Raw genomic sequence first — 26,067 nt, 5'->3', positions numbered from 1 at the left:
CATAATACGCGCTTAACACCGGGAGTGAAAATGTTTATACTGTTCACTAGGAGAATATGTGGACAAGAATTTTCTATTGGAATACTTGAGCGAATATGTAAAGTGATTGCCGAGATGCCGGGCATTTCCAGGCGGGCCCTATCGCGGAAGGTGTGCGAGTGGCTCAACTGGTGTTCCTCCAACGGCAAACTTCAGGAATGGAACTGTCGTAAGGCGCTGAATAAGCTGCATGCAACAAGGCATACAGAACCTTCCTGCGGCAGAAAGCATCGCCAGTTTTCAGCAGGCAAGGCAACGTTTGGACATGAAGGGAACGGAAGCAACGATAGAGCGGATAAAAAAACATAATGTATGCCATTTTCAAACATATTCCTCTTCCTCGTAAACAATTTTGCCCCTACGCCATCCCGCCCCCCTGAACCCACGGTGTTTGGTGTGGATAAAGGTCAGCGTAAACGGGGAGGGAAGGGGTGGGGTGTAGTCCAATACCCCTTGCCGAATGCCTAATTTATTGTTACAAAATATTTTATTTAAAAGCAATATGTGAATATGCAAAATACAGACTATTTCAGCAAAGACAAGACGCCAACGAGGGGTTTTAACAGGGTTGTGATAAGAAAACTGTTGTCTTATATTTTACGCTATAAGGCATTGGGCATATTATCGCTCTTCATTGTTATTGCAGGCACAATTCTTTTTTTAATGGGACCGTATCTTTTTGGTTATGCGATTGACCATGGTATTGTCAATGGGGATATATCGCTATTATACAAAGTGGCAATTGCGTTGTTTGGAATGAAAACGGTACGGCTATTGTTAATAGTAATTCAGAGCTATAATTTACAAATGATTGGGCAAAAAGTAACAATGGACATGCGCATGGAACTCTTTCGCCACATCCACTCATTGCCAGTCTCGTTTTTCGACAAAAATCCTGTGGGCAGAATTGTTACGCGGTTGACAAATGACATTGCTTCCATCAGCGAGCTTTTTTCTGTGGGTGTTATCACCGTAATAGGAGACCTGTTCATAATAGCGGGGATTATTGTCGCAATGTTTCTCCTGGATGTACAGCTTGGGTTGTTGAGTCTTTTGGCATTTCCAATAATGATAATATTGGCATGCTGGTTCGGCGCCCGTATGAAAAATTCGTTTCGTGAAATACGCCGCAAACTGGCGCAGATAAACTCTTATCTTAATGAAAATATTACCGGGATGAAAGTGATACAACTTTTCAACCGGGAAGGGAAGAATTATGAGATATTTGGAGAAATCAGTAATGACCATTTGAAGGAACAAGCAAAGTACATTACATACTTTGCGATTTTTCAGCCATCAATCCACATGGTGAGCGGCTTTACCATTGCCATTATTTTATGGTATGGAGGAATGAGATACCTGGATGGTGTTCTTACTTTGGGAGTTTTAGTGACATTTCTGACGTATGTTCAAAATTTGTTTGATCCGATAAGGGATATAATTGAGAAGTATAACATTTTTCAAGGGGCGATGGCTTCTTCGGAGCGTGTATTCGGTTTAATGGAAGAACAGCAGGAACCGGAGTATAGGATTGCACATCCCTACAGGGAAATCCCCAAAAGAGAATTTAAGGGAGATATACTCTTTCGTAATGTCTGGTTTGCTTATAACGACAGCGATTTTGTATTGAAGGATATTTCTTTTCAGGTAAAACACGGCCAGTCAGTTGCGTTAGTAGGCGTAACCGGAAGCGGCAAAACGTCTATTGCCAATGTGTTGACACGGTTTTATGAAATTCAGAAGGGGGCGATTTTTATTGATGGGATTGATATTAAAAAAATTGAGAAGATTGGGTTGCGGTACATGATTGGATATATAAGTCAGGATGTTTTTTTATTTTCGGGCACGTTGCGGGAAAATATTACGTTGTTCAGGCACATGGATGATTCCGAATTGTTGTCTATAATTAATTCTTTAGGTTTAATGCCGTTTATTAACCGAATGCAAGATGGGTTGGATACGAAAATATCTGAGCGGGGGGCAAATCTTTCGGTAGGGGAGCGGCAATTTATTTCACTATCAAGGATTATTCTGTACGACCCTCAAATTATCATCCTGGACGAGGCGACTTCCAGCATGGACCCAATTTCAGAAGTTTTTATCCAGGAAGCGATGCATAAAATTACAAAAGGCAAAACATCTATTTTAATTGCCCACCGGCTATCAACCATACTTCATTGTGATAAAATAATTGAATTAAACAGGGGAGAAATTATAGAAGAAGGAACCCATGAGGAATTATTAAAGAAAGACAGCCTTTACCGTCAACTCTATAAACTCTCTTTGAAGGGAAAATTTGTGGAATCCCGGTTAATGTAGAGACGCATTGCATGCGTCTGGAAAACTGCTGTGCGTAAAGAAAATATTGCCGCACCAGAGACGCATGCAATGCGTCTCTACATTAACATCAACCACAGAATAAAGTTGCCGCCAAAGGCAGTCTAATTTAAATAACTAAGCATGGAGTCCACGAAATTCCGTCCATACTAATCAAAGGTTTTGTCTTTCCATCTGAAAGTTAAATATCTGTTATTTGCATTTGCTTTTTCTATTTCGCACGAATCGTATTGGATATTTACGCTTCCTTGTAATTGCGTAACATTGCTACCCAAAACAGCTCCATGCACATTTTGGACATTAGAGCCACCACCTGCAAATTCAACATTTCCAGTTGCTATTATAAGACCATACCAGTCTAAATTACCGCTAAAGGAAACATTACCCTTCACAATTAATGTGCCATATCCTGTTATGCCCTGCATATCTAAAGTTCCATCACTTGGAGTAGTTAATTGCGTTGCATCACAGTATACAATTTCGTAATTTGAGCCATTACCGAAAGTATAGTTGTTAGGCGGTTCTTCTGTCAGGGTAATTGTCTTGGTTGGTTCCAAAGCGTCTACATACGTCGTACAATTTATTTCACCCACATCCTTTGTTTGTGCCACATTGGAGGTAAGCGCTGGGAGACCATTCTGAATATATGAAGTATCATAACCCACTGCAACAAGATCAGAATGCCCTTTAGCGCTGCCACAGGTAGCATCATTTCCAACAACTTCTACACTAGTACCACCTATGGTGACGCTATTCCCGTAAACGGCAGCTACAATAGGTGGTCCTAGTACCTTTTTTGCCTGAATATTAATACCTTTAATACTATTTCCGCTTATCCCGTAGGATCGAATAATTTCTATTGGCGCACATCTGGAAAGATCAGGACTATTTGTTGTAAATTGTTCTAACGTTGTGGAAGTACTCGTAATGTACCCATAATAAATAATATCATCAGCACCACTGCCGTTATCTGTGTACGCCTCGGCGGCAAATAAATCAGATTCTTTTTTGTGCCGGATATTCACCCAATATGAAATGTTTGATTGAAGACTATTGGCAACGATATTGGTATTGGTGGTTTGTGTTGCAGTTGGAATATAATTGGCATAATTGGCATCAAAATCGGGGTCGCTGGAGGTCGTCCAAGTGCCGTATGTTAAAATATATGCAGACCATGATGCGTTGTATGGAACTGGGTCGCCGGCATAATAATTATCGGATGGTGAGCCGCGCAGCCGGCTCCTTGCCTCGTTAATGCCCGCCTCTGCGGCATAAAATGCCGTTACCCCCGTTTTGTAATTACTGCTGATCTTAAGGTCTGTAGTGGTTGTAATAGCCGCAAGGCTGCCTATTATTGCCAAGATGGCTATCAATATCAGGATAGCGATAAGTATAATACCTTTTTCGTTTTTAAGCGGAGAAACTATTGTTGAGGCATTAACCTTCTGTTCTGTATTCATAAACTTTACTCCTGATATTATTGTGTATTTTAATAATCAAGGTTTTTAGGAGTTACAAAAGACGTCAGGGTTGCATATTTATAATCTTTGTATGTTGGATCAATATTTTTGGTTCTTCCCGTTATTGTGATTTTTATTTTCCGAATGTCTGAGAGGATGGCGGTTGTTGCCCCATCGCCATCATAATATGAAAAGGCAAGTCCTCCGATATTTTCTGCAAATGGCTGCGCTCCGGAGCCTCCTGCAGTTCTGTCAATCTGGCTATTTACCGGATCATACGCATAGGTAATGGTTTCCGTGCCAGCAATTGTGCCGCTGCCGTCAAAATCTGCACGAATCGTAATTGTTCCCGTTTGGGCGACACTTATATAAAAAGAACTTGTTCCTGTTGGATTGTATCCTGCCATCCTTGTTTCCCTGCTCATTGCATCCATGGATGACCGGATATATTGCTGCATCTCGCTTACCTGCTCCTGTACACTAAATGCTTTCCGCAGTAAAGTAAGTAACTTGACCGCTATACCCAGAATAATAACAGTAAGGACAAGTCCTACTAATAATTCAATTAACGTAAAGCCATATTTATTATCGTTGCGAAAAACAGACATTAAAATTCCTCTTTCACAATTAAATATTTTGCCAAAAAATGCAAAAAAATTACTGACAAGGTACTATTGAGCAATAATAGTGTTTAATTGAACCTTGTGTACCGAAGTACTTGTTCCCGGATTCCAGTAAACGCTTACCGATACGGTTTTTGTGTTTACGATAGGAGTGTCATTATCAACAGTTGCTTCCAGATAATAGTCTGGATTATTGTATATGGTGTATGTGCCGGTAATTTGATCATAATCCATATTCCTGAGGTCTTCTAACTTATCCTGAGCTAAAGTCATCGCTGTAGTTGACTTGTTGCTGTGGGCATTCCCTTTTACTACTATGATAAGTACACTCATTACTGCAAACAGACCAATGGCAATGATTGCGATAGAAATCATTATTTCGATTAAAGAAAAACCTGCATTATCATGAGGATCGATCATATTTTTTATCCTCACTATTCCCACAAATTTGACGCCATATTATAACGCCATGATTTTATACGGCCTGTTTGATTTACGGATAGAGCACGTGATCTGTCTTTTCTTCCGGAGGCTTCATCCTCGTCCGGAATCAGATAAATTGTGCCTGTAATATTGGGAGAACCATTAGGCTTAAAATTAAACCAAATTGGTTTTGATGCACCTCCAGAATTAAATGTCACAGCATCTCCTGTTAGGGTATTTGTGTTGTCTGTCTTTTTAATACCGGAAGCATAGCCATATCCCATATCTTTATATTTATCCGGAATAACAACTTCTTTTACTAATTCATCCGCTTCAATACCAACAGAACTGAAGTCATTATCGTTGTCATCGTAAATATAATAGGTATCATTGGTTAATGTTGGACCGGCTTCGCCAAAAGCAATAACATAGTTATTGTTCTCCGATATAGCTCTCATCCTTGCCCACATAAGATCCCCCATTACCTGCCTTGCCGCACCATTCAGCCTTATTTGCGGTTTCATATTATTATAAACGGGCACTGCTATCCCGGCGGCAATGCCCATGATAGCCATGACAACTATCAGTTCGATAAGAGAAAACCCTTTTTGGTTTTGCATAATAATTACCTCAAGCGGGTTCAGGTTTGTAACCTGAACCAAACGTTTTATGCTTCCAATCCCGCCTTCTATTAGCAGAAAAATGACAAATAAATCCCAGATGCCAAACAGGGTTTTTACCGCAGTACATGACCCCATTACACGCATAAACTCCTAGGTTCAGGTTGCAAACCTGAACCCGCTGGGACAGGTTTGCAATCGGCAATCTACAATCGGCAGTCGGCAAATTGCAGATTGAGGACTGGAGACTGCCGACTAAAAAAAATGTTGAGAAGTTACTGAAAATCTTCAGCATCTACTGTCTTTTCGTCTTTGAAACAGACGGTATATAGGATTTTTCATTTGTTAGCCGGAGAAACCTTTCCTGTTCCTCCTTAATGATGATTGTTGGTTTTAGCAAGATGATGAGATTCGATTTATTTCGTGTTTTCTGATCACGGGTAAACAGTCTTTTAATGATGGGTATTTTGGATAATACCGGAACTCCGCTTGTCTCATCCTTATTACTGAGAGAACCCAGTCCCCCAATCATGAGTGTGCCTTTATCCGGCACATATACGGTCACAGACACCTGGGAAACATTTACCTTGGGAAGCTGTATTGTCTGTTCGGGAGGTATGTAAGTGGTGCCGTCGCCTCCACCAACACTCACCCCTTCTGATAATCCGCTAAACGTAAAGGATTCTATTTCTTCAATAGCAAAGACCGAAGGGGTTACTTCCAGGTAGACAAATTTTCTGTCCGCGCTTACGATAGGCCTTACGTCAAACGTTGTGCCTTCCGGCACTGTGCCGATAACCGGAGTGACTATCCCGTCTTCAACTGTGGTGCTCTGAATATAATTTCTGGTTTGCAGGACGGCAATATTCCCGCGCTGCGTGTTTGAAAGTGTTATTCGCGGCGAGGTGAGCACTTCCGACCCTTTGCTTTCCTGCACCGCCTTCAAAAAACCTTTTAATGCAGAATTTCCGAATATGGCAAAGTTGAGGTCTATGCCACTGCCTAAGTCTCCGGCAATATCAGCCGCACCTGTACTGACGGATGTATTATCACTGAAAAACCGTGTGATATCTGTTCCGATATCCTCTAAAAACTCATCCGTTACGGTGATAAAACGCGCCTCTATATTTACCTGCAGATTTTGAGAAGTTCTGAGCGACGCCAGCACGTCTTCAATTTGTTTATGAATGAACGCTGTGTTCACTACGACCAAATCTCCAGGTTGCCCCATTCGGGCGGTAATGCTGCCTTCTCCCTGTCCGCTTGTCCGGATGCTTCGTTGTACTCCAGTAGTAGGATTTCCAATAATTCCGGCATTGGCAGACCAGGAAGAGGGTTCGATTGCTGTAACAAGCATTTCTATTAAATCCAATACTCTTTCGGAAGGGTCTCTTACCCTGACAGACTCGCCCCTTGTCATACTTAACTGGCTGGATGTTGCGGCAGTGATATCGAATTCCAGGGGCTCTTTATCGTCGAGGTTGATTAATATATCTCTTACATCATAAACCCGCAGCTCCATTTTCTGTTTGTATATATGTAATATGTCGCCTTCAACGAGATACTCATATCCTTTCGGAAGCAAGTAGTTCAACGCGGTTTTTACGGACACTTCGTTTAATCTTAACGTAATGGGAACATGTCCTGTATCTGCGTCAAATACCATATTTATGTTTGTTTTCTCCCGAATGAATGCAATGACGTCCTCTAATGATGTATCAATAAATTCAAAGGAGATGATGGTGTTTAAGGCGTCTTCAATTTTTTGTGAAAATTGTATTTCTGTGGGATTGGGTATTGTTCTCAGGAGTTCAGTCCTGGCCTTGTTTTCCTTTACCGATGCTGATAATTCAGGGAGTTTGCGGTTTGAAATACCGTCCCACTGTTTTTGATCTGGGAAACGAATAATATCCTGGTAGGGAACAGATGATTCCTTGAGATATTCCTTGCTTCGTAGCTTTTCCTGCGAATAGATTGCTTTAAGATTTTCATAATTCGATTTGTGCTTTGTTTTATTTACCTTTTCTTTGTAATACAAAGCTTCTTCGTTGTAAGGTTCTATTTCATCGAGTTCTTGTTCCAGATGCCTTCTGTTTTCTATAGAACCTAAAGCATATTGTTTCTGTCCGGTAATCGTATCTCCGGAAAGTGTTTCGGCAATTTCCAGGGTTTCTTCATAGGGCATTTGCAATAGTTCCTTATTTTTGGCAGCAGCGGAAACAGTTTGTGTGGAAGTGGTTTCTCCTTCTTTATTCAGCAATTCGGTCCGTTCGTTTTTGACGCTTCCGTCTATCGCTTCTTCTGCGTCTCCCTTTGTGACTGAAGGGTCTTTTTTCTCCGGCGTCACAGTGGGTGCTTCTTGTTTTATTTCCATCAGCCTCTTTTTAAAGTACAAGGCTCTTTTATTGTCAGGTTCTGTTTCAAGCACCTGTTCTATCAGTGCTATAGCGTCATCGTAGCAGTTGTTTTCTGCTGCAGCACGTGCTAGTTTCAACAATTCTGATGTATCAGTTGTTTTTGCAGGAACGGATGTTGCCGCCTTCGCTGTTTCTGGCAAGACGGTATTTCCTTTGAGGCGTGAAATTGCTTCATTTTTAAGTGCTAGCGCTTCCATGTTGCCTGGGTCTAATAAAATAGCAAGCGTTAGCTCATTAAGGGCCATTTGGTAATCATTTAATTCCAGGTGTTTTTTTGCGGATTTAAGATAATAATTGTCTGTGAGAAATGTGTTATTTTCAGCGCTATCGTTATCTTGCGACCATGTTTGATTTGTTTTTAATGACCCAAAAAACATAAGAACAAAGATAGTAAACAGAAAGGCATTTTTCATGTAGTTTTTCCCCTTTACCTGCGTGATGTATATAGAATTTTTGACATATTGCCTGTCATTGTATTTCAGAAGAACTGGTTGATACCGTTTCTGTCCCTAAATTTATCAATTCTCCCGCCCAAAGGCTATACAGTTCCCCATCCCTGTTTTTAAATAAGATACTGGATGATGTAATCATATGCGGTTCTTCCCTAATGGTTGTTCCTACAAATTCGCCTTTCTCATTTTGTTGAAGAATGCGTCTTTTTATGATAATCGGTTTTTGAGCTGACGGGATAATTTCCACAAGTTTGCATCGGGTATCAAAAGATATCGTTTCTTTCCCGATGGTCATTTTTTCACCGATAGGCATTCCTTTTGAAACAGTAAAGCTGTTTTCTTTCCAAACGTCCTGGTATAATTTTCTCACCTGAATCAAGACGAGGTCTTCTGTGCCGCCTTTATAAATGAATTCCGTATCACCTTTTTCCGTTACCGTCAGACGGGAAGCGTCCTGATAGTGTCTTTTTTTTAGCAAATCTCTGAGAGTAATACCTTCACGGCGGTCTTTTATTGATGGAGTAAAAACAAACGCCCGTTCCAATACTTTTGGTTGGGGGAGCGCGGTAAAACGCAATTCCATTTCCCGTGCATTTGCCAATGATATTTCCACTTCAGGCGGTTTGCTTGTCAAAAGTTTTCTTTCAATTGCGCCGGAAGACGATTCCAGAGAGAATACCATTTTATGTGTTTTTGCATTTAACAGAACAAATGTGTGAAACATCGTATAAGAAAGACAAAACACCATGATGCCTGCAATACATTTTCCGCTATGCTTAATCTGTAAATTTTTTATATCCATCGTACTCAAAAAATGTTTGCTCTTTATGTTTTAAAGTCAATCACATATGCATCAATAAGAATAGAGATTGTTGGTACTGCCGTGAAAGTATCCTGATTTTCTATCGTACTGCCGTCGCTTTTTCTGTAATTTATGCCGACTGTTTTTTTGCCGGTGCTTTCAATGTTTATATTTTCAATAACAAAGGGAATACTGGCAGTAAGAAGTTCATTCAATAAAAATGGTAAACGTTCTGCTTCAAGCGCTAATGAAATAGTTAAGGGGATAGTGGAATAAAGCGGCAGGTAGGTATCGTCTTTGTTGTTAGGCGCAGTTTTGAAAGAGATTTTTTCCAGATTTATTACACCCGTATTTTTAAGAAGTGCGTTAACCAGCGCTTCAAGTATCCAGAATCTTTTTTGTTCGGGCAGGATTTCATCCCATGTGGGAATAGTGGCTCCCCAATCATGAAATGGCAAGGCGGATCCATTAAAGCCGATAGCGCTTTCTTCTAATTTTGCAAATAACTGAGAAACCCTTTTTAAATATTCATGTCTCCATAAGGCTTCATCTTCAATCTTTACTATGCCCTTTCCGGGAATGTTATTTAAGAAAAATGTTTCCAATTGACTATCCATACGATATATCAGGGCGCGGCACTTTTCAATTTCATCATTATATTTATCCGTCTCTGCCTCTTTTGCCCGTATCCATTTGCTATTATAAGTAATTTTTGACAGGGCATACCTCTCAAGCATGGATGACATATTTTCCAGGTCGTGGTGAATAGTAGCGTGTTGTTTTAAAAGAGAGTAGTTGAAAACAAAAAGAACAATTACCATCGCAAGAAAAACAGCGCCAATAATTGCCCAGAAATTGTACAGGGATGAAAAAAGGGTTCTCTTATGTTTTTCACCTTCTTCGAGATTGTCGTTTATGCCGGAATCCATACAATATTTTTCCCATTTATTTTTTTAAAAACCTGATTTTATGTAACACTTTAGTCTTTTGAAACTGGAAATTGTCATTTGTAGTGCGACGAGGTTCGTCGCACTATTTGAGTAGACCCTATTCCTTATCGCACAACTTTTTTTATGTGCTTAGCGGGCTTAGAGATTTCAAGTGAGGAACGAGCAGCAACCGTTTATATACTCCGCCCCTACGGTTTAAAAAAACTAAATTGTTGCTGATTATCCCATAATTCATTCCATGGTTATCATAAATTACATACAAAACACTATGCGCTTTTTACGCTTTAAGATTCAGGTGCAAATGAGACATAGTTTACATACCGCTGGAATTATTTTTTTCTTCCTGTAAGTCCATTTTTTCCGATTCTGTGATAATTTCTTCCTGTGATTTTACCAGCCACCGTATTTCAAAGCTGATACACTCCGTTGCGTCGGTTTCAGAATATACCTGACGGCAGGAGTTGGGGACAAGTTCAATATTTTTAAATGCCGCGACTTTTTGTCCGGAAAGCGCTAGATTCTTAATCGGTTGCAAGACATGCTCTTCGATATAACGTATGCCAGGTTCTCTGCTTTCTCCTCTTATGCCCATAAGAAGACATTTTTTCACTATGCCATCCTTTTGATTTTTCTTCACCTTGCCTTCGCCGATATTTAACGCATCAGGGTCTATCCATGAAGATTGCAGGGAGTTTATTGAGACATTGTCTGGAATCGACGCCAGTAATTTTTCAGTTGATTCAATCCAAAAAAATCGCGCGGGGTCTATGGATGATATGAATTCCAGTTCGGATTTTTTTTCATTGAAAATTTTATCCGTTTTTTTATAAGTGTTTTCAAGGTTTTTCACATTTTGCAGAATCGCCTGGTGATAATTTCGTGCGTTGTTGAATTTGGAAATATGGGAGCGAAGCCCAACGTATTGAATGGCTACTAACAACGCAAAACATCCAAGGGCTGCAACTGCATAGGGTTTCATTTTCGCTATCTGTGCGGCTAATATTCGCTCTTTGGGCAGTAAATTAATCGCTGTTTTTCCCAGTCCGGCGCCTTGAAGGGCTAGCCCCAGTGCAACACTTAATGAAGCACAATTACCGGAGAAAAGGGCTTGGTCAACTGTGCTGGAAATTCTTATGTTATTTAAAGTATTTAATAATTCAACATTATAGGTGAAATTGTCCTGAATGGTTTTTTGTAATAACGGATCATTTGATTTATTCCCGACAAGCAGGAGTTTTTCGAAATTGACCGAGTCTGTGCTTTTACTCAAGGATTTATAATATTCCAGAGACCTTTGTATTTCTTTCACAAAATCTGCATTTACCTCATGCAATGGAATAGTTCTCAGCCAAAAGTGCGCGTCATCAATAATGATAAGGTCGGTATTTTCTTCTTCTCTGTTGACGATGATGGTTGGGCCTTTTACGTGTTGATCGAAAAGGACCAGATTATATATTGCTAACGGTGAAATAAGTATGCTGGTCAGGTTGAACTCCGGGAAAGAGATATTGTTTATGATATAATTGAGTGTTTCCCGTTTTGACGCAAAAAATCCAATTTCGATGCCTTCTTCATTTGGCGTTCGTCCGGATAATTGATGATAATCCCACACAACGCCTTCAAGATCAAACGGTATCTGCTGTTGCGCCTCGAAATGGACAAGACGTTTTAATTGTTTTTTGCTCACAAAAGGAATAGTGCTGAATCTTGACAAGGCAAGCTGTCCTGGAACGGAGACTACGACGTCCGTTTTTTTGCTGAAAGCATGCTTTGAGAGAAAGGTTTTAATTGCATCTCTGATGTAATGAGATTCCAGTAATTTTGGATTTGGCAGGGCAGTAGGGTATTCAATGATATCAAAGTCCACAACGGTTACTTCATTATTTTTTTTACTAATCTTTACCGCTTTTAATGCATTATCGCCAATATCCAGCCCCAATACTGTTTTTGTATTGTGCTGTTTAAAGAAGGATGTCCTTTTTTGCGAAGCAGGTTTGCAGGTATCAGCATGTTTTCGTAATTTTAATAAATGCATCATTTTCATATTGCCCGGTAAAAACCTCATTTTTGCGCTTTTTTTCATCGTGGACTCGGTGTGCTTTGTGGGTACAATCTTCAAAAAGATATTTTATGTCTTTTCAGCAAGCAAAAGTTTTGTTCAGTGCAGGATTTTTCAGAGCAAAGTAATCCAGGATGCTTTCTGCAAGGAAATCGGCATTTTCGGGTAAATCTGCTGTGACCCAGTGAATATCGGAGAAACTTCTAAACCAGGTCATTTGCCTTTTTGCGAACCGGCGGGTGCCTTGTTTGATTGCATTGACTGCATCCGGAAGCAAATAATTCCCTCTCAGTAAATCAATAACCTCTTTGTATCCAAGCGCTTGAGAGGCTTGTTTGCTTAATCCCAGGGGGTTACTCATCAAGGTTTTCACTTCATCGGCAAGACCCCGCGAAAACATATCATCCACACGTGATTCTATACGCCGGTACAATTCTTTGCGATCATGCATAATCGCCACCACAATGCAGTGGTATTTTGGATTTTTATTCCCGAACTGGGTTTGGTAAGAAGAAATGCTTGCCCCCGTTTGTTGAAAAACCTCAAGCGCCCTGATTATCCTTCGCTGATCATTGGAATGTAGCCGGCTGGAGGTCTTTGGATCAATTGTTTCAAGCATATGGTATAAATACTCTGTTCCTTGTTCTTTTGCGATTGTTTTTAATCGGTTCCGATATTCCCAATTTGCCGGAGGGCCATCAAATAAGCCATCCATGATCGCTTTAAGATAAAGCGCCGTGCCGCCAACAACAATGAAGGGTTTTTCCTGCTCATACAGATTATTCGTGACGATTTCAAAGTCTTTTATATAATTTCCTACACTGTACTCTTCCCACGGGTCCCTAATATCTATTAAATGATGGGGAATTTTGGTTCTTACCTCAACGCAGGGCTTTTCCGTGCCAATATCCATGCCGCGATAAATTAACATAGAGTCCGCGGAAACAATCTCTGCCCCGGTTTTTTCAGCTATTTTTATGGCAATTTGCGATTTTCCACTTGCGGTGGGGCCTGTGAGTATGCAGATTTTATGTGACATGCAATTATTTTTCTGTTATTAAAAGCCAGGATGTTTTTATTATATTTTTAAGGTGAAAACCGTAACAGCATTATACAAAATGATTTATAATAAGCAAAATAAATGTAATTCCGGCTTGTTTACAAAATTCGTTTTATCTTTTAAAACCCAGCCTGATTTAACGTTTAGGAATTTCAATATTTTTGTAGAGACGCATTGCATGCGTATGGAAACTGCTGCACGTAATGAAAACGTTGACATAACAGAGAGACGCATGCAATGCGTCTCTACATTAAGAGTAATAACAGAACAAAGTCGCTACCAAACCCAAACTAATTTAAAATTCCGTACCTTTTGCCATTTTTGCATTGTCTGACCCTCTGTTTTTCTTCAGGGGGTTAGAAAAATTATTTGAGGTAATTGATGCTACATTTTTCATTCCATTTCCCATTGCCGTCGCTATTTTCGAGGTGCAAACCATTTCGTATGCCGGCTTGGAGCACAAATTGAGGATACCGAATATGATTGCACCACACAGGATTGTCCCTTTAACAAATCCTAATACTGCGCCCAATACATTATACCAACCGCCCATTTTCAAATTGTCGATCATGTTTTTGGGAAAATCTGCAATAATAGTGGTTATAAGCGCTGCAAGGCCGAACAGGATGAAATAACTTAATACATTGTGCAATGAAACCGAAAACACATTGCAAAAAATGTTGCTTACGACTGCATGGTAAAAAAGCGCCACACAAAAAGAGAGAAACAAACTGCAGATTCTAAGAATTTGGCATATTGGTCCGTCAACAAAGCCAAAAATAACCGAAATACAAAGAACTACAGATAGTATTATATCAATCCAATTCATTTTTAAAAATCCCCTCTGAACTCGCCAAAATGGTATTGCTTATTCAAAGCGTTTAAAATTTCCCGGCACGTTTTATTATAGGAATACAATGAGAGGACAAAATGGATTCTTAGGATAATTTCCTCTTTTTTTGTTGTTTCGGGATTTGAACAGTACTGTAAATATTGAGCTTGTATAATACGCACCTGTACCTCCTCCTGAAACGGGTTTGATGCAATGGATTGTTTTAAGGCTTGTTCTGCGGCAGAATAATTTGAAATGAATAAATACATTTCCCCCAGTTTGTTGAGGATTATTACTTCATGCGGATTCAATTCAGAAGCCCGTTTCAGAAGCATGATAGCCTCATTGCTATTCCCTAATTGGGCGTAAAGACTTCCCAGATTAAACAGTGCCTTTACATAATGAGGGTCTTTTTCCAAAACAAGTTCATATTCTCTTATCGCATCGTCAAACATATCATGCGTATCATAGAGAACTGCCAGGCAGAAATGCGGGAAAATGGCGTCAGGGTAGCGTGCGATAGTGTTTTTATATTGTTCTGCTGCTCCGTTGTAGTTACCTTCCAACTCCAGAATTTTAGCGATGTTAACCAGCGCCTCAATATTTTCAGGATTTATTGTTAAGGCTTTTTTGTACATTCGTTTTGCACTGGCAAACCGAAATATTTTTTCATAAACATAGCCAAGGTTGTTAAGTGTTTCTGCATTATCAGGTTCTAATGAGGCTGCTTTTTGCAGATAATGGAGCGCCTCGCCGTAATCGTTTCTGGCAAGGTAGATAAATCCCAGTTTTACATAGGCATCAGTGAAGGCACTATCATTCTTAAGGCTTTGTTTGTAAGCATCTATTGCTTGTTCCGAATTTGGGAAAAGGCGGTCATATTTTTTCCCTTCCGCAAACAATTTTCGTGCTAATGTTTTCTTGTTCATTGTGGTAGACATGGTAATAGAGTAGTAAAAAAATTTGCCTAAAAGTATGCAGTATACTTGCTGCCGTACCGGTATGATTTAATAGTATTCAGCAGCATATTAAAATCATTTTGCGGAAAAACCTCCTTTCATCAAAAAAAAAGACCCGGTGCAGATATTGGCATCTTACGTCCGGGTCTTCGTTACACAATGAGAAGGTAAATACCGTATTATTTAAAGTTCATAGAGCAGGCATTGACGAATGCATTATTACCACTGCAATACCTGCGCCGAAGCATACAAAAGCTATGCAAGATATGTTAAGAACGTTAAATAAAATCTTTTACCGACTGAATTTGGTAACCTGGCATTCTTCTCTCCTGAAGACCCGTGGCTTTGCGTCCCAACCTCACGATTGGTTTGCCTTTTTTCAAATTGTTTTTGTTTTTAGTTACATTATATTTTTTTTACAAGCATGTTTCATCTCCTTATCCGTTAGTTGCAGTTATTGGAAGTAATCGGTAAATAATCATAACGCTTTAGTCTTTTGAAGAAGTAAAAATGCTCATTCCCTGATTCCGGTTTGAGAACCAGGGCTGAATCAGCTTGCCTTTGGCGGCGGCTTTGTTCTGTTGTAGATGTTAATCCGGTTGGATTTTAAAGATAAAAAACCAACGGCTTTTGTTTTTACCCACCCCTTAGTCCCCTCCCGGGAGGGGACTAAGGGGTGGTCTCCCAAGAGAGGACTTTCCCAATTCCCCTTATTGGCATAACAAACGTTTACGCTTGTCATCGTAATGCCAGGCAAGTATGCCTGGCCTACCACAGGGGCAGGGGTGGGGTGGAGGTTATTTCTTCACCAAAAAATCGTAACACTTTAGTCTTTTGAAACTGGATATGATCATTTGTAGTGCAACCAGGTTCGTCGCTTTGTCTTGCGTAGACCCTATTCCTTATCGCACTGCTTTTTTTGATGCGACGAACTTCGTCTCGCTACATTGTTGGAGTTTTTCAAAAGACTAAAGTGTTACAAAAATCTGAAACAATTACACGCTAAATATCCTTCTCTCCTTCAACCATAAAAAAAGACCCATGGCAGACTGAATATCTGACGCATGGGCCTTAGCATTTTTTTTACTTTGCAAAAAATAAAATAGCCTTACCTTTTAACAAAGCAAAAGTTCCTTTTACGCTAAATCTGGCAACCTGGCATTCTTCTTTAAGAAAGACCCATGGCTTTGCGTCCCAACCTCACGGTTGGTTTGCCTTTTTTCAAATTGTCTGGTACTTACCCTTAGCTTCTATCACAAACAAAAAAACAAATCAAGCAAAAAACTGTAATGCTTTTATTGTCAGGGATTAATTTTTGTGAGTAGAGTACATTATGCCATTCTTGTTTAGTAAAAATGTTATAGCCCCATCCCGATGCGTTTGCGTTGTTACGACATGGTAATCATTTAATGTATTAGTTGTCATGTGGGATACCGTATTATGCTGCGAATTGATAAAAGCATATGACGGCTGAACCCTATTGATAAACTGCGGCAAGTTTACGGAATAAGAGCCGTGATGCGGTATCTGTACAATGTCTGACCTGACTGCCTGCTGTTCTGATAAGAGCGTGTTTATCCCTTGCTTTTGAATATCACCACATAAAAGAATGGAATGCCCGGAATATTCAATCTTCACTACGCAGGAATTATCATTTGTTGATAAAGAAGATGAAGGGGAAAAAGAGGGATGGAGTATCTTTACCGTTGCGGGTTCAAAACCTTTTATCTCTAATCCATGGGAAAGCGCTGCGGTGTGAATATTTTTTTTACGGAGACGTTCGAGTATTATATGGCCTATTTCAGATTGGAAAAAATATGGTTGTGAATACATTCGTTTTACATTGAATCTTTCAATGATTGAAGGCAAACCGCTCCAGTGATCATTGTGTTCGTGGGATAAAATTACCAGGTCGATTTTTTTGATTTTTTCACTCCATAAAAAAGGCGCAACGATTTGTTTTCCCACATCATAATTGTGCCATGTACCTGCATCGTACAGGATATTTTTCCCGTTGGGGAATTGAATAAATAGGGCCGCGCCATGCCCAACATCTAAGCAGGTCACTTTTAAAGCATGTGGCCTGAATTTTATTATACCGGAGAAGGTGAGAACATTAGCGCTTATCAGCCCCCATAGTACAATATGAACATAGTGTATTGATAAATACGTGCGATAAAGAAGGAAGAAGAGCAGCAAATAATAGGCGAAAATCCCTGTTAAAGAAGGCCCAATCACATAAAAATGGGAATACGGCAGGAAAGACAACGTTGAAACAATTGATTCCAATCCGATATCGGCAACAGACGCCAGCCATGCAAAAACTGAAGCGAATGGAGGAAATATGGTCCCGAAGAGTAATAAAACAATCCCGCTGACAATGATAACCCAGAATAAGGGAAACACTATGATGCTTATTACGGATACGTATGGCGTGAAAAGATGAAAGTAATATGCGGTGAGTGGCAGGGTGGCAATCCACGCGGCCAGAGAGACGCAAAAGAGTTTACGTACATATTTTTTTATAAAAAACAACCTGCCTCGTTCTTCAGACGCCTGTAATTTTTCTACAAACAAAGCAGTCTTAAATAACACTGCCTCAATCTTTGGCGCACCATAAACAATGCCCATCGTTGCCATGATTGACAACTGAAACCCAATGCTGAAAAGGTCTGATGGATTTTGCAGGAGAATAAATAATATTGCCGTAAAAATACTGCTGGTGATGTCCCATTGCCTATGCACCAAATAGCCGCAAAAGAAAACAATGGCCATGATGCCCGCACGTTGCACCGGTGGGTTAAAGCCCGTTAAAAGTGCATATAAAATGGTAACGAACACTATTATACCTATGGTCGCCGTTTGATTGACGCCCAGGGCGCGCAGCGGCAACAGCGCGGTAACTATTACTATTCCTACATGGAAACCGCTGATGGCTATGAAGTGAATGATCCCTGTTTTTGCAAAAGTATCAATTGTTTCTACCGATACCCCCGCCCTGTTGCCTAATAACATGCTGCTGATTAACGGAGCACTATTACTGAAAGCGTGAGTGTAAATGATGTTGTTTAAGTAATTTCTTAAAGCGTATATAAAACTATAAAACCGGCTGCGGGACGCGGGGTCTGCTATTTTTATGTTATTTATGTGTAGTATGGTCATTAAGGAATTAATAGACGGTTTTTGCCTCTTTAGATAATTTTCATAGTTAAACTCTCCGGGGTTGCCTGGTGTTTTGGGAAGATATGCGTGACCAAGCAATTCCACTCGTTGGCCGTAGACTAATTGTTGTAATGTGATGCCTGAAACCGATTCCTCGTCCTGCAGGTATACGGTAACCTTGATGTGTCCAAATATTTCTTCCCATCCGGATACGGTTTTCATTTCTTTTGCCTGCAGTATGAAGGATATTTTATGGTGAGATTTTTCCCCAAAGGTATTTGATTGGCGATTCAGAAATAGTTTATTATGTGCGTTTACCTCCAAAATAATGGGAGGTTTGACAATTGCTCCCTTTATGCGGAGTAAAGATTTTTGCGTACCCAGCGCGTGTTCAATGTGATTGCGTGGGATAAAATCATTACGGCAATCGAAGTAGGCAACGGCAAGGATAATGATAAAAACAGACAACGATGGCAGCAGGAATACGCAACTTTTGTTTAAAAATAAGGTGAAAAAACATACTATCCAGAAGAACAGACATATTCCAAGGGTTAAGGAAAGGGGGATTTTTGTCTGAGATCCAAGGTAAATACCGCAGAGAAATAAAATTGTAATGGGAATGACAGGTCTTTGCATATTTTTGTATAAGGCAAATTAATAACGGCAACGCTTTGGTTTTTTGAAAAAAGTAATTGTTAAATCATTGTGTAAAGCCTTATTTAACGAAAAATGTTAGTTGAATGCTTGATTAATGTCAACGTAATTGGTTATATTTATGAATGGTTAAATTGTAACGGTATTGTAGGTATTTTATTTATCGGGGAGGCAGCAATGATTTATAAAGGGAAAATAATGACAGATCCGGCAATAATGCTTGGTAAACCTATCATTAAAGGGACGCGAATAACCGTTGAACATGTTCTGCGAAAGCTATCGGAAGGTATGACCGTAGAAGAATTGTTAGAGGTATATCCTCATCTCACAAAAGAGGATATCTTAGCTGCGCTTTCATATTCCGCAGACGTAATTGAACTGGAGGAATTAATTGCCACTTAAAATTCTTGCCGATGAAGATGTTGATTTTCGGTTAATAAAAAATTTAAGGACTAAAGGTTTTGAGGTGATTAGTGTTCTAAAAGATTTTCAGGGCGCATCGGATAAAGAAGTGTTAGAAATTGCAAAAAACAGAGAGGCGTTACTTTTAACAGAGGATAAGGATTTTGGAACATGGGTCTTTGCTCATTGTGAAAAGTGTACAGGAATTATTTACTTACGGTATAAAGCAGGAGAAGCAGGAGAAGTTGAAACTATTTTCAACTCATTGCATACCACTCTTGTTAAGTATGGAAATTCTTTATACAACAAGTTTACTGTTATTACACCGGGGAAATTAAGGATTAGAGAACTGCCAGATTAGTCCTGTATTGTAACTATTTAGCCAACTGAATGACGACTAAAAAAGAGCAAATGTGTCAAATCTTTTGAATGACAAATCCGTTTCAATCCTTTCAATAATTTCAGAAAGCTTCTTATCTCTTATTCATTTTACCTCAATCTGAATCCCTGTTCCCCCTGAATTGAACTGACGCACCGCTTCTTCCGAATGTTCATGGATGCACAATGTTGATAAGAGATTAAAAGGCAAGGTCAAATGGTCGGCGCCATAGAGGAGCGAACTGCTTACTTCTTCAGAAGATTTTATGCTTGCCGCCAGAATTTCCGTGGTGCTACCGTGAAGTATCTTTGACATTGCATTCAGAAGCGCAAGCCCGTTTCCTATCAACTTTGTTGCGCGGTTAACATACACCGCAATGTATTGTGCGCCTGCCTCTCTTGCCACTAATGCCTGTGATACGCTGTATAGTGCAGTTACACAACAGGGTATTTCTTTTGAAAGAGAATAAACTGCCTGAAACCCGGCGGCAACCGGAGGGATTTTCAGTACAAGCTGGTCGCCTGCAATCTCTTTTGCCATACGGGCTTCCTTATGCATGTCTTTACTATTAGACGAAATAAGCTGATAAAACAGCTTTCCCATATTGAGTTCCGCAAGTTGTGCTAATACGGATTCAGCCTTCCTGCCTGCTCCAGCAAGGAGCAAGGGATTTGTCGTAATTCCTTTAACCCATCCGAAATCCTTTGCTATTTTTGCTTCTTCCGGAGTGGCGGTATCTATAAATATTGACATAGATGATGTATATTAAAAACTGGTAACCCAAGGCTTGCAGAGCCAGAACCAAACAAGCACGAGAACAATCCTCAATCCTCAATCCTCAATCCTCAATCCTCAATCCTCAATCCTCAATCCTCAATCCTCAATCCTCAATCCTCAATCTGCAATCTACAATTTGCCGACTGCCGAAAAGACCATTAAATATTTTGCCAAAAAATGCAAAGAAATTACTGCTAAGTTACGAAGGGGGGTTGAATCATGGATTATTCACGTTACAATTCAAATCATTGTAAAATCACTGCCTATCAGATACAATGCCATATCATACCTTTTATACACTGTTGTGTAAATAATCACATAATTTTTTAATTTCTTTCATTGCCCACTATGTTTTGTACAATGCCAGCAGATTGTCTAAAATCTTCTTCTGAAATCCGTCAGTGGTATGAAGAGAAGTATTACTCTCTTTCTATTGCAGGTCTTTGGTTAAAAGGCGGGGAGCCTAATACTATGTCTCCAGCCCTGTTTTCTGAATCTGAAGTACGATTTCTTATATGCCGCCTGTCAACATACCGCGATGTGTCTGCTTCTATCTCCCACGCATTGATAGCGCAAATAGCACAGGAAACCGAAGGGGTCTTTACCGACTTTGCCTTTCTTCCGCCTCCAAAAGACCTGAAAATAATGATCGATGCAAAAATTCCACTTTGGGTGGGAACCACCACAAAGGAGCCGCCTTGTGCTTTTGACGTCATTGGCATAAGCAACTCCTTTGTGCTGGAAATGCTTAATTTGCCCCAATTATTGCTCTTTTCAGGCATACCCCTTTATAAAAGCGAGCGCATTGATCAAAATACTATTCCTCTGATTGTGCTGGGAGGCGCTAATGCTGCTGTTACCCAAATACTGCACGGAACAGTGAATGAACAGGGCGGTAAAAACCATTACGGACTTGTGGATGCTGTGTTTATGGGCGAAGGAGAGTACGCTGTAAAACAATTCCTTGAAATAGTAAAACAAGGAAAGTCTCTTGGCTGGACAAAGGCAAGGATATTAAAGGAATGCCACGGCAAAGTAGACGGGTTTTATGAACCCGATAAATATGAACACCGCTATAAAACAATTGTTCAAAACAATCTATCGGTACAGGAATTATCAGAAATTGCCCCGAAGGCGCCTTACGTATCCTGTCCGGTAAAGAGTGCAATAGTATATGACCTTGATCAAACACGGACGCTGGAATCAGGGCCGATATGGTATGACCCTGAAAATTTGGGCAGCGGCAGTATACAAATCAGCAATGGATGCCCATGTTTTTGCTCGTTCTGTGCGGAAAGCTGGGAGCGGAAACCTTATAGGGAAAGATCGCTGGCAAAATTATCAGAAAGTATTAAAAAGGCAAAGGCGCTTCAGGGACTGGACACCATAAATCTCATGAGTTTTAACTTTAATACCCACACGGAACTCTATCCCATGATCCTGTCGTTTTACCGGGAAATCACCAATGTAAATCTGAAAAGCCAGCGCTTCGACCTCCTCTCTACGGATAAATTCCTCGCGGAGGTACAAAGAATCATTGGCAAGACGACGGTAAGCTGTGGCATGGAAGGCATCAGTGAGCGATTGCGCCGTTACCTGCACAAGAATCTCACCGAAGACCAAATATATACTGCCTGTGAATATTTATTCGAAAATGGTATGCGGGAACTCAAGATTTTTTTGATTTACACAGGACTTGAAAACAAAGAAGATATTGAGGAATTCAGCAGATTTGTGGAAAGCCTCGCCGATTTAAAAAACCTCTCTCATTGCAAAACAAGGGTTATTTTCAGCCTGACGCGTTTATACTATCCGCCACACACTCCACTCCAATTCGATATTTGCAAGACAGCGCTTGATGAAAATAAAAAGATATTTATTGCAATAGAAAATATATGCAAAGCCAACGCTATGGAATTTCGTGAAAGCGCCTCCCATGAAGATACCTGGCTGATGCAGCTCCTGGCAATGGGCGATCGTAGATTAACCCCCGCCCTTATCCGTTCATCGATTGCCGATGATTTTATTTATTACAATACGGTTCCCAAGCAAGTGAAAAAGAACTGGAAAATATATTTAGAGGAGTCAGGTCTTTCAGAAAATGACTTTTTTCAAAAAAAGAGCGAAGACCGGATACTCCCCTGGGATGAAATTGACACAGGTATTACTAAACATTTTTTATGGAAAGAATACGAACGTTCCATAAATTTTACCGAACAGGATTACTGTTTAGGCAGGGAGGGCATTGAAGTAAATTGTACTGGCTGCGGCGCATGTCCAACGGCAACTCATAAAAAAAGCCTGACTCAACACACCATTTCCCCCCCCTTTTTGCGGGAAGATATTAAACATGTTGCAGACGGCAAAAAAAATCAGATTACACTGCGGGTTATTGCCGAAATCGACCCTCCCCTGCGTTTAATCCCGAAACGTTTTATCGGGGTAGCTATTGCGCGTTCTCTTATGATGGCGCTGCCCCACATTACCCCTTATTATTATGCCTTGTCAGAGTATATAGGTGAATTTATGGATGGAAAACCGGCGGTAGATTTTGCTTATGGCATAAATATCTATCACCTTTCTTTCCTTTCAAATGCCATCACTAAAGAAACATTACAACGGGAAACGCTCGCCGGAAAAATTGCCGGTATACAAAAATATTGTTCCGGCTTCAGCATCCATGAACTCATACCGGAACCAATCGACAAATCAGACGTAAAATTCATACTTTACAAAATGCAATTTCCACCGGATATTTCGGAATCCCTTATTGAACAAACATTGGGGAAATACCTTCATGAAACCTATGTAAAACATACCTTATTGAAAAGAGGAGGCGGCGTCATATTTAAAGTAGATGAAAAGAGTAAAAAAAAGGCGTCTGTCATTTATGCCAGAATTGACGCATCCGCAGCGGGACATAAAAACGGATTACCGCTTATCATGCTCGTAACACAACGCTTTGATTTCAGATCGTTTCTTGTGGCATGCTATGGGTTTGAAAGAAGGAGGGAAATCATTCGTACAAAGATTGAAGCGTTAGGATATTACCGTAGAAAAATTGATCCGATAGAAAACAAGAAATGCGTGGTATGCAACGGTTTTATACATGAAGACACTTTTGCAGGGAAATCAGCGAAAGAAAATCAGTGTCTTGTTTGCAGTATAGATGCGGATAAAATGCCGCCTAATGAAAAATAATTACCTTGGGTTTTAAGGTACTATGTTTGTAACCACACAGAGGGGGATGTTCAGTTGTTCTTATATATCGGGGCGGGAAAATTGTCACGCCGTTTTCTTTAATTCCTGTGCAATCAAAGGTATCTTGCCATTCACAACGTCAGGGGTAACTAAAAAGGTTGAACCATTTTTACAGTCAGGCAAATGATACATAGGATCTAACATAAAACTTTCAAATACAGAACGTAATGCCCTTGCGCCCGTTTCTTTTTTCAGCGCTATTTTACTAATTGCTGCCAGTGCCTCATCAGTAAATTCCAATTTAGCATTTTCCATTTCAAAGAATTTTTGGTATTGCTTTACCAATGCATTCTTCGGCTCAGTCATTACCCTTATCATATCCTGCTCCGTAAGCGGCAATAATGATACAATTACCGGCAATCTCCCCATAAACTCCACAATCATGCCGTATTCAATCAGGTCTTCTACTTCAACCTTATTCAGAAGAGTGCCCAGGGACGTATCATTATCAGAGGTCTCATGAATACGTTTTTTTGTGTCAAATCCGATGCTCGCCTTGCCAATCCTCCTCTTAATAATCTCATTAACGCCGCTAAAAGTTCCGCCGCAAATAAAGAGGATGTTTTTTGTGTCTATCTGTATATATTTTTGCTCCGGATGTTTTCTTCCTCCCTGGGGAGGGACATTCGATACCACACCCTCCAAAATCTTTAATAATGCCTGCTGTACCCCTTCACCTGAAACATCCCGGGTAATAGAACTACTTGCATTCTTTCTTGCGATTTTATCTATTTCGTCTATGTAAATAATTCCTTGCTGTGCGCGCTTTACATCAAAATCCGCATTTCTTAACAAACCAAGCAAAATATTTTCTACGTCTTCTCCAACGTATCCTGCTTCTGTTAGGGTTGTTGCATCTGCAATAGCAAAAGGAACGTTTAGCAGTTTCGCTAGTGTGCGGGCTAAAAGAGTCTTGCCGGAACCGGTAGGGCCAATTAACAGGATATTGCTTTTCTCTATTTCAACCTCATCATCCTTGCCCCTGGCGCTTGTTAGCAATCGTTTATAATGATTATAAACAGCAACGGCAAGTGTTCTTTTTGCCTTTTCTTGTCCTATAACGTACTCGTTTAATTTATCATTTATTTCCATTGGGGTAAGAATTTTGCCCGCTGGCTTAACACCGGCGACAGAAACATGCTCTTTCTTAAGCAACATATAGCAGGTATCAACACATTCATTACAAATAAAACTGCTTGCATTTCCCTGTATCAGCCGCTCTATGGCTTCACGATTCCTGCCACAAAAGGAACAGATCATTTTATTATCAGCGGTTTTTTTTGCCACTTTAAAGCTTCTCCATAAAACAAAAAAGTATATATGCTACATAGCGCAACTAAGCTGCAATCAAAGTAGTTTATATCGGATAATTCTATAAGTGGACAATCTAACAAACAATCAAAAAAGATGCAAATTTATTTTAACAGCTGAGGGGGAGGAGAGAGATTAATAAAATATTATATTGTACGGATAATTAGTGATAAAAATTACAGCGTATGGCGACATTGACAAAAAAGGTACAGCGAAAAGTATCAAAAAAATTATGTATTTTCAGCATGTATAATAATCGTAATAGAGGGGGTTTATGGCCAAAAAATGTTTATTATGCCTCTTTTTTTGGCATCAGATACGACAAGGATTTGACCTTGACAAGATATTTTAATTGAAGTAGATTTATTCTAGGATTTATTGTTAACTAAGATTTCTCCTTATTTTTGATTACTGCGGGACTCGAAATGAGCGACTCTGATAAAATCGTTGACAGGCGACAGTTCTTTAAAGACTTATTTTATTATGTTGGCAACAAAGCCGCAGATTATACAAGCAAAAAAATCGACCGAATAATGCCAAAAGGGGATTATTTGCGTCCTCCCGGAGCAGGAGAAGAAACGGAATTTCTCTCATTATGCACCCGTTGTGATGAGTGCATAAAGGTTTGTCCCGCAAAGGCCATCAAAAGATACGAAGGGTTTATGGATGTAGCCATTGGCACTCCCGTTATAAAACCAAAGGAAAGCCCGTGCGTATTATGTAATGGGTTATTATGTATTGAGGCGTGCAAAGACGGCGCATTAAAGCCTCTCGATACTGTTACTAAGATAAAAATGGGGATTGCACGTATTAATAAGTCACAATGCTTTGCATGGGATGATCAGGATTGTCAACTTTGTTATATAAAGTGTCCTTTACAGAATGAGGCCTTGTATCAGGAAGACGGCAAACCGGTAATTAACGAAGAAAAATGTGTCGGTTGTGGTATTTGCGAATACGTATGCAATACGATAAATAGTACGTGTGCAATCAAGACGCTTCCACAGGGTTAATGTCCGCAAAAAATATCATAACATTAACCATTAACACGTTAGAAAAATGCGGAGAAAGATACGGTATTTTTCTTT

Annotated in this window: 20 protein-coding genes and 2 riboswitches; of the genes, 6 read left to right on the top strand and 14 right to left on the bottom strand. The window is 39.9% G+C overall.

The genetic code is table 11. The annotated features are described in order from the left end of the window. Positions 1–30 precede the first annotated feature (30 nt). Positions 31–348: a hypothetical protein gene (locus tag ABJL82_RS02335; RefSeq protein ID WP_347273081.1), complete on the top strand. Its 318-nt coding sequence runs from the start codon at positions 31–33 to the stop codon at positions 346–348. 201 nt (positions 349–549) lie between these two features. Next, on the top strand, positions 550–2,358 hold the full coding sequence (locus ABJL82_RS02330; protein WP_347273080.1) for an ABC transporter ATP-binding protein: 1,809 nt from the start codon (positions 550–552) through the stop codon (positions 2,356–2,358). A 167-nt stretch (positions 2,359–2,525) separates the two neighbouring features. On the opposite strand, the gene ABJL82_RS02325 is transcribed toward ABJL82_RS02330, so the two are convergent. From ABJL82_RS02325 to ABJL82_RS02270, 12 genes are all read right to left on the bottom strand, one after another. Beyond that, a complete protein-coding gene (locus tag ABJL82_RS02325) occupies positions 2,526–3,836 on the bottom strand; it encodes a pilus assembly PilX N-terminal domain-containing protein (protein ID WP_347273079.1) in 1,311 nt (436 codons plus the stop codon). A 29-nt stretch (positions 3,837–3,865) separates the two neighbouring features. Beyond that, on the bottom strand, positions 3,866–4,444 hold the full coding sequence (locus ABJL82_RS02320; RefSeq protein WP_347273078.1) for a prepilin-type N-terminal cleavage/methylation domain-containing protein: 579 nt from the start codon (positions 4,442–4,444) through the stop codon (positions 3,866–3,868). Between the two features lie 63 nt (positions 4,445–4,507). Next, complete coding sequence (locus ABJL82_RS02315) at positions 4,508–4,879, bottom strand: prepilin-type N-terminal cleavage/methylation domain-containing protein (protein ID WP_347273077.1); 372 nt, start codon at positions 4,877–4,879, stop codon at positions 4,508–4,510. Between the two features lie 14 nt (positions 4,880–4,893). After that, complete coding sequence (locus ABJL82_RS02310; protein WP_347273076.1) at positions 4,894–5,640, bottom strand: GspH/FimT family pseudopilin; 747 nt, start codon at positions 5,638–5,640, stop codon at positions 4,894–4,896. 157 nt (positions 5,641–5,797) lie between these two features. Beyond that, positions 5,798–8,332: a hypothetical protein gene (locus tag ABJL82_RS02305; RefSeq protein ID WP_347273075.1), complete on the bottom strand. Its 2,535-nt coding sequence runs from the start codon at positions 8,330–8,332 to the stop codon at positions 5,798–5,800. 55 nt (positions 8,333–8,387) lie between these two features. Further along, positions 8,388–9,182 (bottom strand): hypothetical protein, encoded by a 795-nt coding sequence (locus tag ABJL82_RS02300; RefSeq protein WP_347273074.1) that lies wholly within the window; start codon positions 9,180–9,182, stop codon positions 8,388–8,390. Between the two features lie 14 nt (positions 9,183–9,196). Next, positions 9,197–10,102 carry a hypothetical protein gene (locus ABJL82_RS02295; RefSeq protein WP_347273073.1) on the bottom strand — a complete coding sequence of 302 codons (906 nt, stop codon included), beginning with the start codon at positions 10,100–10,102 and terminating at the stop codon, positions 9,197–9,199. Between the two features lie 334 nt (positions 10,103–10,436). Next, on the bottom strand, positions 10,437–12,206 hold the full coding sequence (pilM, locus tag ABJL82_RS02290) for a pilus assembly protein PilM (RefSeq protein ID WP_347273072.1): 1,770 nt from the start codon (positions 12,204–12,206) through the stop codon (positions 10,437–10,439). Between the two features lie 55 nt (positions 12,207–12,261). Beyond that, positions 12,262–13,221, bottom strand: coding sequence for a tRNA (adenosine(37)-N6)-dimethylallyltransferase MiaA (gene miaA, locus ABJL82_RS02285; RefSeq protein WP_347273071.1), 960 nt, complete (start codon positions 13,219–13,221; stop codon positions 12,262–12,264). A gap of 316 nt (positions 13,222–13,537) precedes the next feature. Further along, positions 13,538–14,071 carry a CvpA family protein gene (locus tag ABJL82_RS02280; protein ID WP_347273070.1) on the bottom strand — a complete coding sequence of 178 codons (534 nt, stop codon included), beginning with the start codon at positions 14,069–14,071 and terminating at the stop codon, positions 13,538–13,540. 2 nt (positions 14,072–14,073) lie between these two features. Further along, the gene (locus ABJL82_RS02275; protein WP_347273069.1) at positions 14,074–15,003 is read right to left on the bottom strand and encodes a tetratricopeptide repeat protein; all 930 of its coding nucleotides are present in this window, start codon (positions 15,001–15,003) and stop codon (positions 14,074–14,076) included. Between the two features lie 334 nt (positions 15,004–15,337). After that, positions 15,338–15,417, bottom strand: a riboswitch (cyclic di-GMP riboswitch). Positions 15,418–16,179: 762 nt separating this feature from the next. Next, positions 16,180–16,259: riboswitch (cyclic di-GMP riboswitch) on the bottom strand. An 82-nt stretch (positions 16,260–16,341) separates the two neighbouring features. Then, positions 16,342–18,831 carry a DNA internalization-related competence protein ComEC/Rec2 gene (locus tag ABJL82_RS02270; RefSeq protein ID WP_347273068.1) on the bottom strand — a complete coding sequence of 830 codons (2,490 nt, stop codon included), beginning with the start codon at positions 18,829–18,831 and terminating at the stop codon, positions 16,342–16,344. A gap of 93 nt (positions 18,832–18,924) precedes the next feature. Here ABJL82_RS02270 and ABJL82_RS02265 point away from each other — a divergent pair, with 93 nt between their 5' ends. Together ABJL82_RS02265 and ABJL82_RS02260 are read left to right on the top strand one after the other, a co-directional pair. After that, a complete protein-coding gene (locus tag ABJL82_RS02265; protein ID WP_347273067.1) occupies positions 18,925–19,251 on the top strand; it encodes a DUF433 domain-containing protein in 327 nt (108 codons plus the stop codon). Continuing rightward, complete coding sequence (locus tag ABJL82_RS02260; RefSeq protein ID WP_347273066.1) at positions 19,241–19,612, top strand: DUF5615 family PIN-like protein; 372 nt, start codon at positions 19,241–19,243, stop codon at positions 19,610–19,612. Before ABJL82_RS02265 ends, ABJL82_RS02260 begins: the two co-directional genes overlap by 11 nt. A 123-nt stretch (positions 19,613–19,735) precedes the next feature. Here the strand turns inward: ABJL82_RS02260 and ABJL82_RS02255 are convergent, their stop codons facing one another. Then, positions 19,736–20,383, bottom strand: coding sequence for a transaldolase family protein (locus tag ABJL82_RS02255; protein WP_347273065.1), 648 nt, complete (start codon positions 20,381–20,383; stop codon positions 19,736–19,738). Between the two features lie 384 nt (positions 20,384–20,767). On the opposite strand from ABJL82_RS02255, the gene ABJL82_RS02250 reads away from it, so the two are divergent. Next, positions 20,768–23,608, top strand: a complete 2,841-nt coding sequence (locus tag ABJL82_RS02250) for a radical SAM protein (protein WP_347273064.1) — start codon at positions 20,768–20,770, stop codon at positions 23,606–23,608. Positions 23,609–23,692: 84 nt separating this feature from the next. Here ABJL82_RS02250 and clpX read toward each other — a convergent pair whose 3' ends face one another. Continuing rightward, on the bottom strand, positions 23,693–24,955 hold the full coding sequence (clpX, locus tag ABJL82_RS02245) for an ATP-dependent Clp protease ATP-binding subunit ClpX (protein ID WP_347273063.1): 1,263 nt from the start codon (positions 24,953–24,955) through the stop codon (positions 23,693–23,695). Between the two features lie 449 nt (positions 24,956–25,404). Here clpX and ABJL82_RS02240 point away from each other — a divergent pair, with 449 nt between their 5' ends. Beyond that, positions 25,405–25,992, top strand: a complete 588-nt coding sequence (locus tag ABJL82_RS02240) for a 4Fe-4S dicluster domain-containing protein (protein WP_347273062.1) — start codon at positions 25,405–25,407, stop codon at positions 25,990–25,992. Positions 25,993–26,067 lie beyond the last annotated feature (75 nt).

It is taken from the genome of Candidatus Kuenenia sp., from assembly GCF_039794105.1.
GTDB lineage: Bacteria > Planctomycetota > Brocadiia > Brocadiales > Brocadiaceae > Kuenenia.
The sequence above is the reverse complement of the archived record's forward strand: the minus strand, read 5'-3'. Positions and strand labels throughout refer to the sequence as shown.

Bases quoted from the DNA above. Each gene is read 5' to 3' on its own strand.
- ABJL82_RS02335 (WP_347273081.1), top strand. From the start codon at position 31: ATGTTTATACTGTTCACTAGGAGAATATGTGGACAAGAATTTTCTATT.
- ABJL82_RS02330 (WP_347273080.1), top strand. From the start codon at position 550: ATGCAAAATACAGACTATTTCAGCAAAGACAAGACGCCAACGAGGGGT.
- ABJL82_RS02325 (WP_347273079.1), bottom strand. From the start codon at position 3,836: ATGAATACAGAACAGAAGGTTAATGCCTCAACAATAGTTTCTCCGCTT.
- ABJL82_RS02320 (WP_347273078.1), bottom strand. From the start codon at position 4,444: ATGTCTGTTTTTCGCAACGATAATAAATATGGCTTTACGTTAATTGAA.
- ABJL82_RS02315 (WP_347273077.1), bottom strand. From the start codon at position 4,879: ATGATCGATCCTCATGATAATGCAGGTTTTTCTTTAATCGAAATAATG.
- ABJL82_RS02310 (WP_347273076.1), bottom strand. From the start codon at position 5,640: ATGGGGTCATGTACTGCGGTAAAAACCCTGTTTGGCATCTGGGATTTA.
- ABJL82_RS02305 (WP_347273075.1), bottom strand. From the start codon at position 8,332: ATGAAAAATGCCTTTCTGTTTACTATCTTTGTTCTTATGTTTTTTGGG.
- ABJL82_RS02295 (WP_347273073.1), bottom strand. From the start codon at position 10,102: ATGGATTCCGGCATAAACGACAATCTCGAAGAAGGTGAAAAACATAAG.
- pilM (WP_347273072.1), bottom strand. From the start codon at position 12,206: ATGAAAAAAAGCGCAAAAATGAGGTTTTTACCGGGCAATATGAAAATG.
- miaA (WP_347273071.1), bottom strand. From the start codon at position 13,221: ATGTCACATAAAATCTGCATACTCACAGGCCCCACCGCAAGTGGAAAA.
- ABJL82_RS02280 (WP_347273070.1), bottom strand. From the start codon at position 14,071: ATGAATTGGATTGATATAATACTATCTGTAGTTCTTTGTATTTCGGTT.
- ABJL82_RS02275 (WP_347273069.1), bottom strand. From the start codon at position 15,003: ATGAACAAGAAAACATTAGCACGAAAATTGTTTGCGGAAGGGAAAAAA.
- ABJL82_RS02270 (WP_347273068.1), bottom strand. From the start codon at position 18,831: ATGCAAAGACCTGTCATTCCCATTACAATTTTATTTCTCTGCGGTATT.
- ABJL82_RS02265 (WP_347273067.1), top strand. From the start codon at position 18,925: ATGTTAGTTGAATGCTTGATTAATGTCAACGTAATTGGTTATATTTAT.
- ABJL82_RS02255 (WP_347273065.1), bottom strand. From the start codon at position 20,383: ATGTCAATATTTATAGATACCGCCACTCCGGAAGAAGCAAAAATAGCA.
- ABJL82_RS02250 (WP_347273064.1), top strand. From the start codon at position 20,768: ATGCCAGCAGATTGTCTAAAATCTTCTTCTGAAATCCGTCAGTGGTAT.
- ABJL82_RS02240 (WP_347273062.1), top strand. From the start codon at position 25,405: ATGAGCGACTCTGATAAAATCGTTGACAGGCGACAGTTCTTTAAAGAC.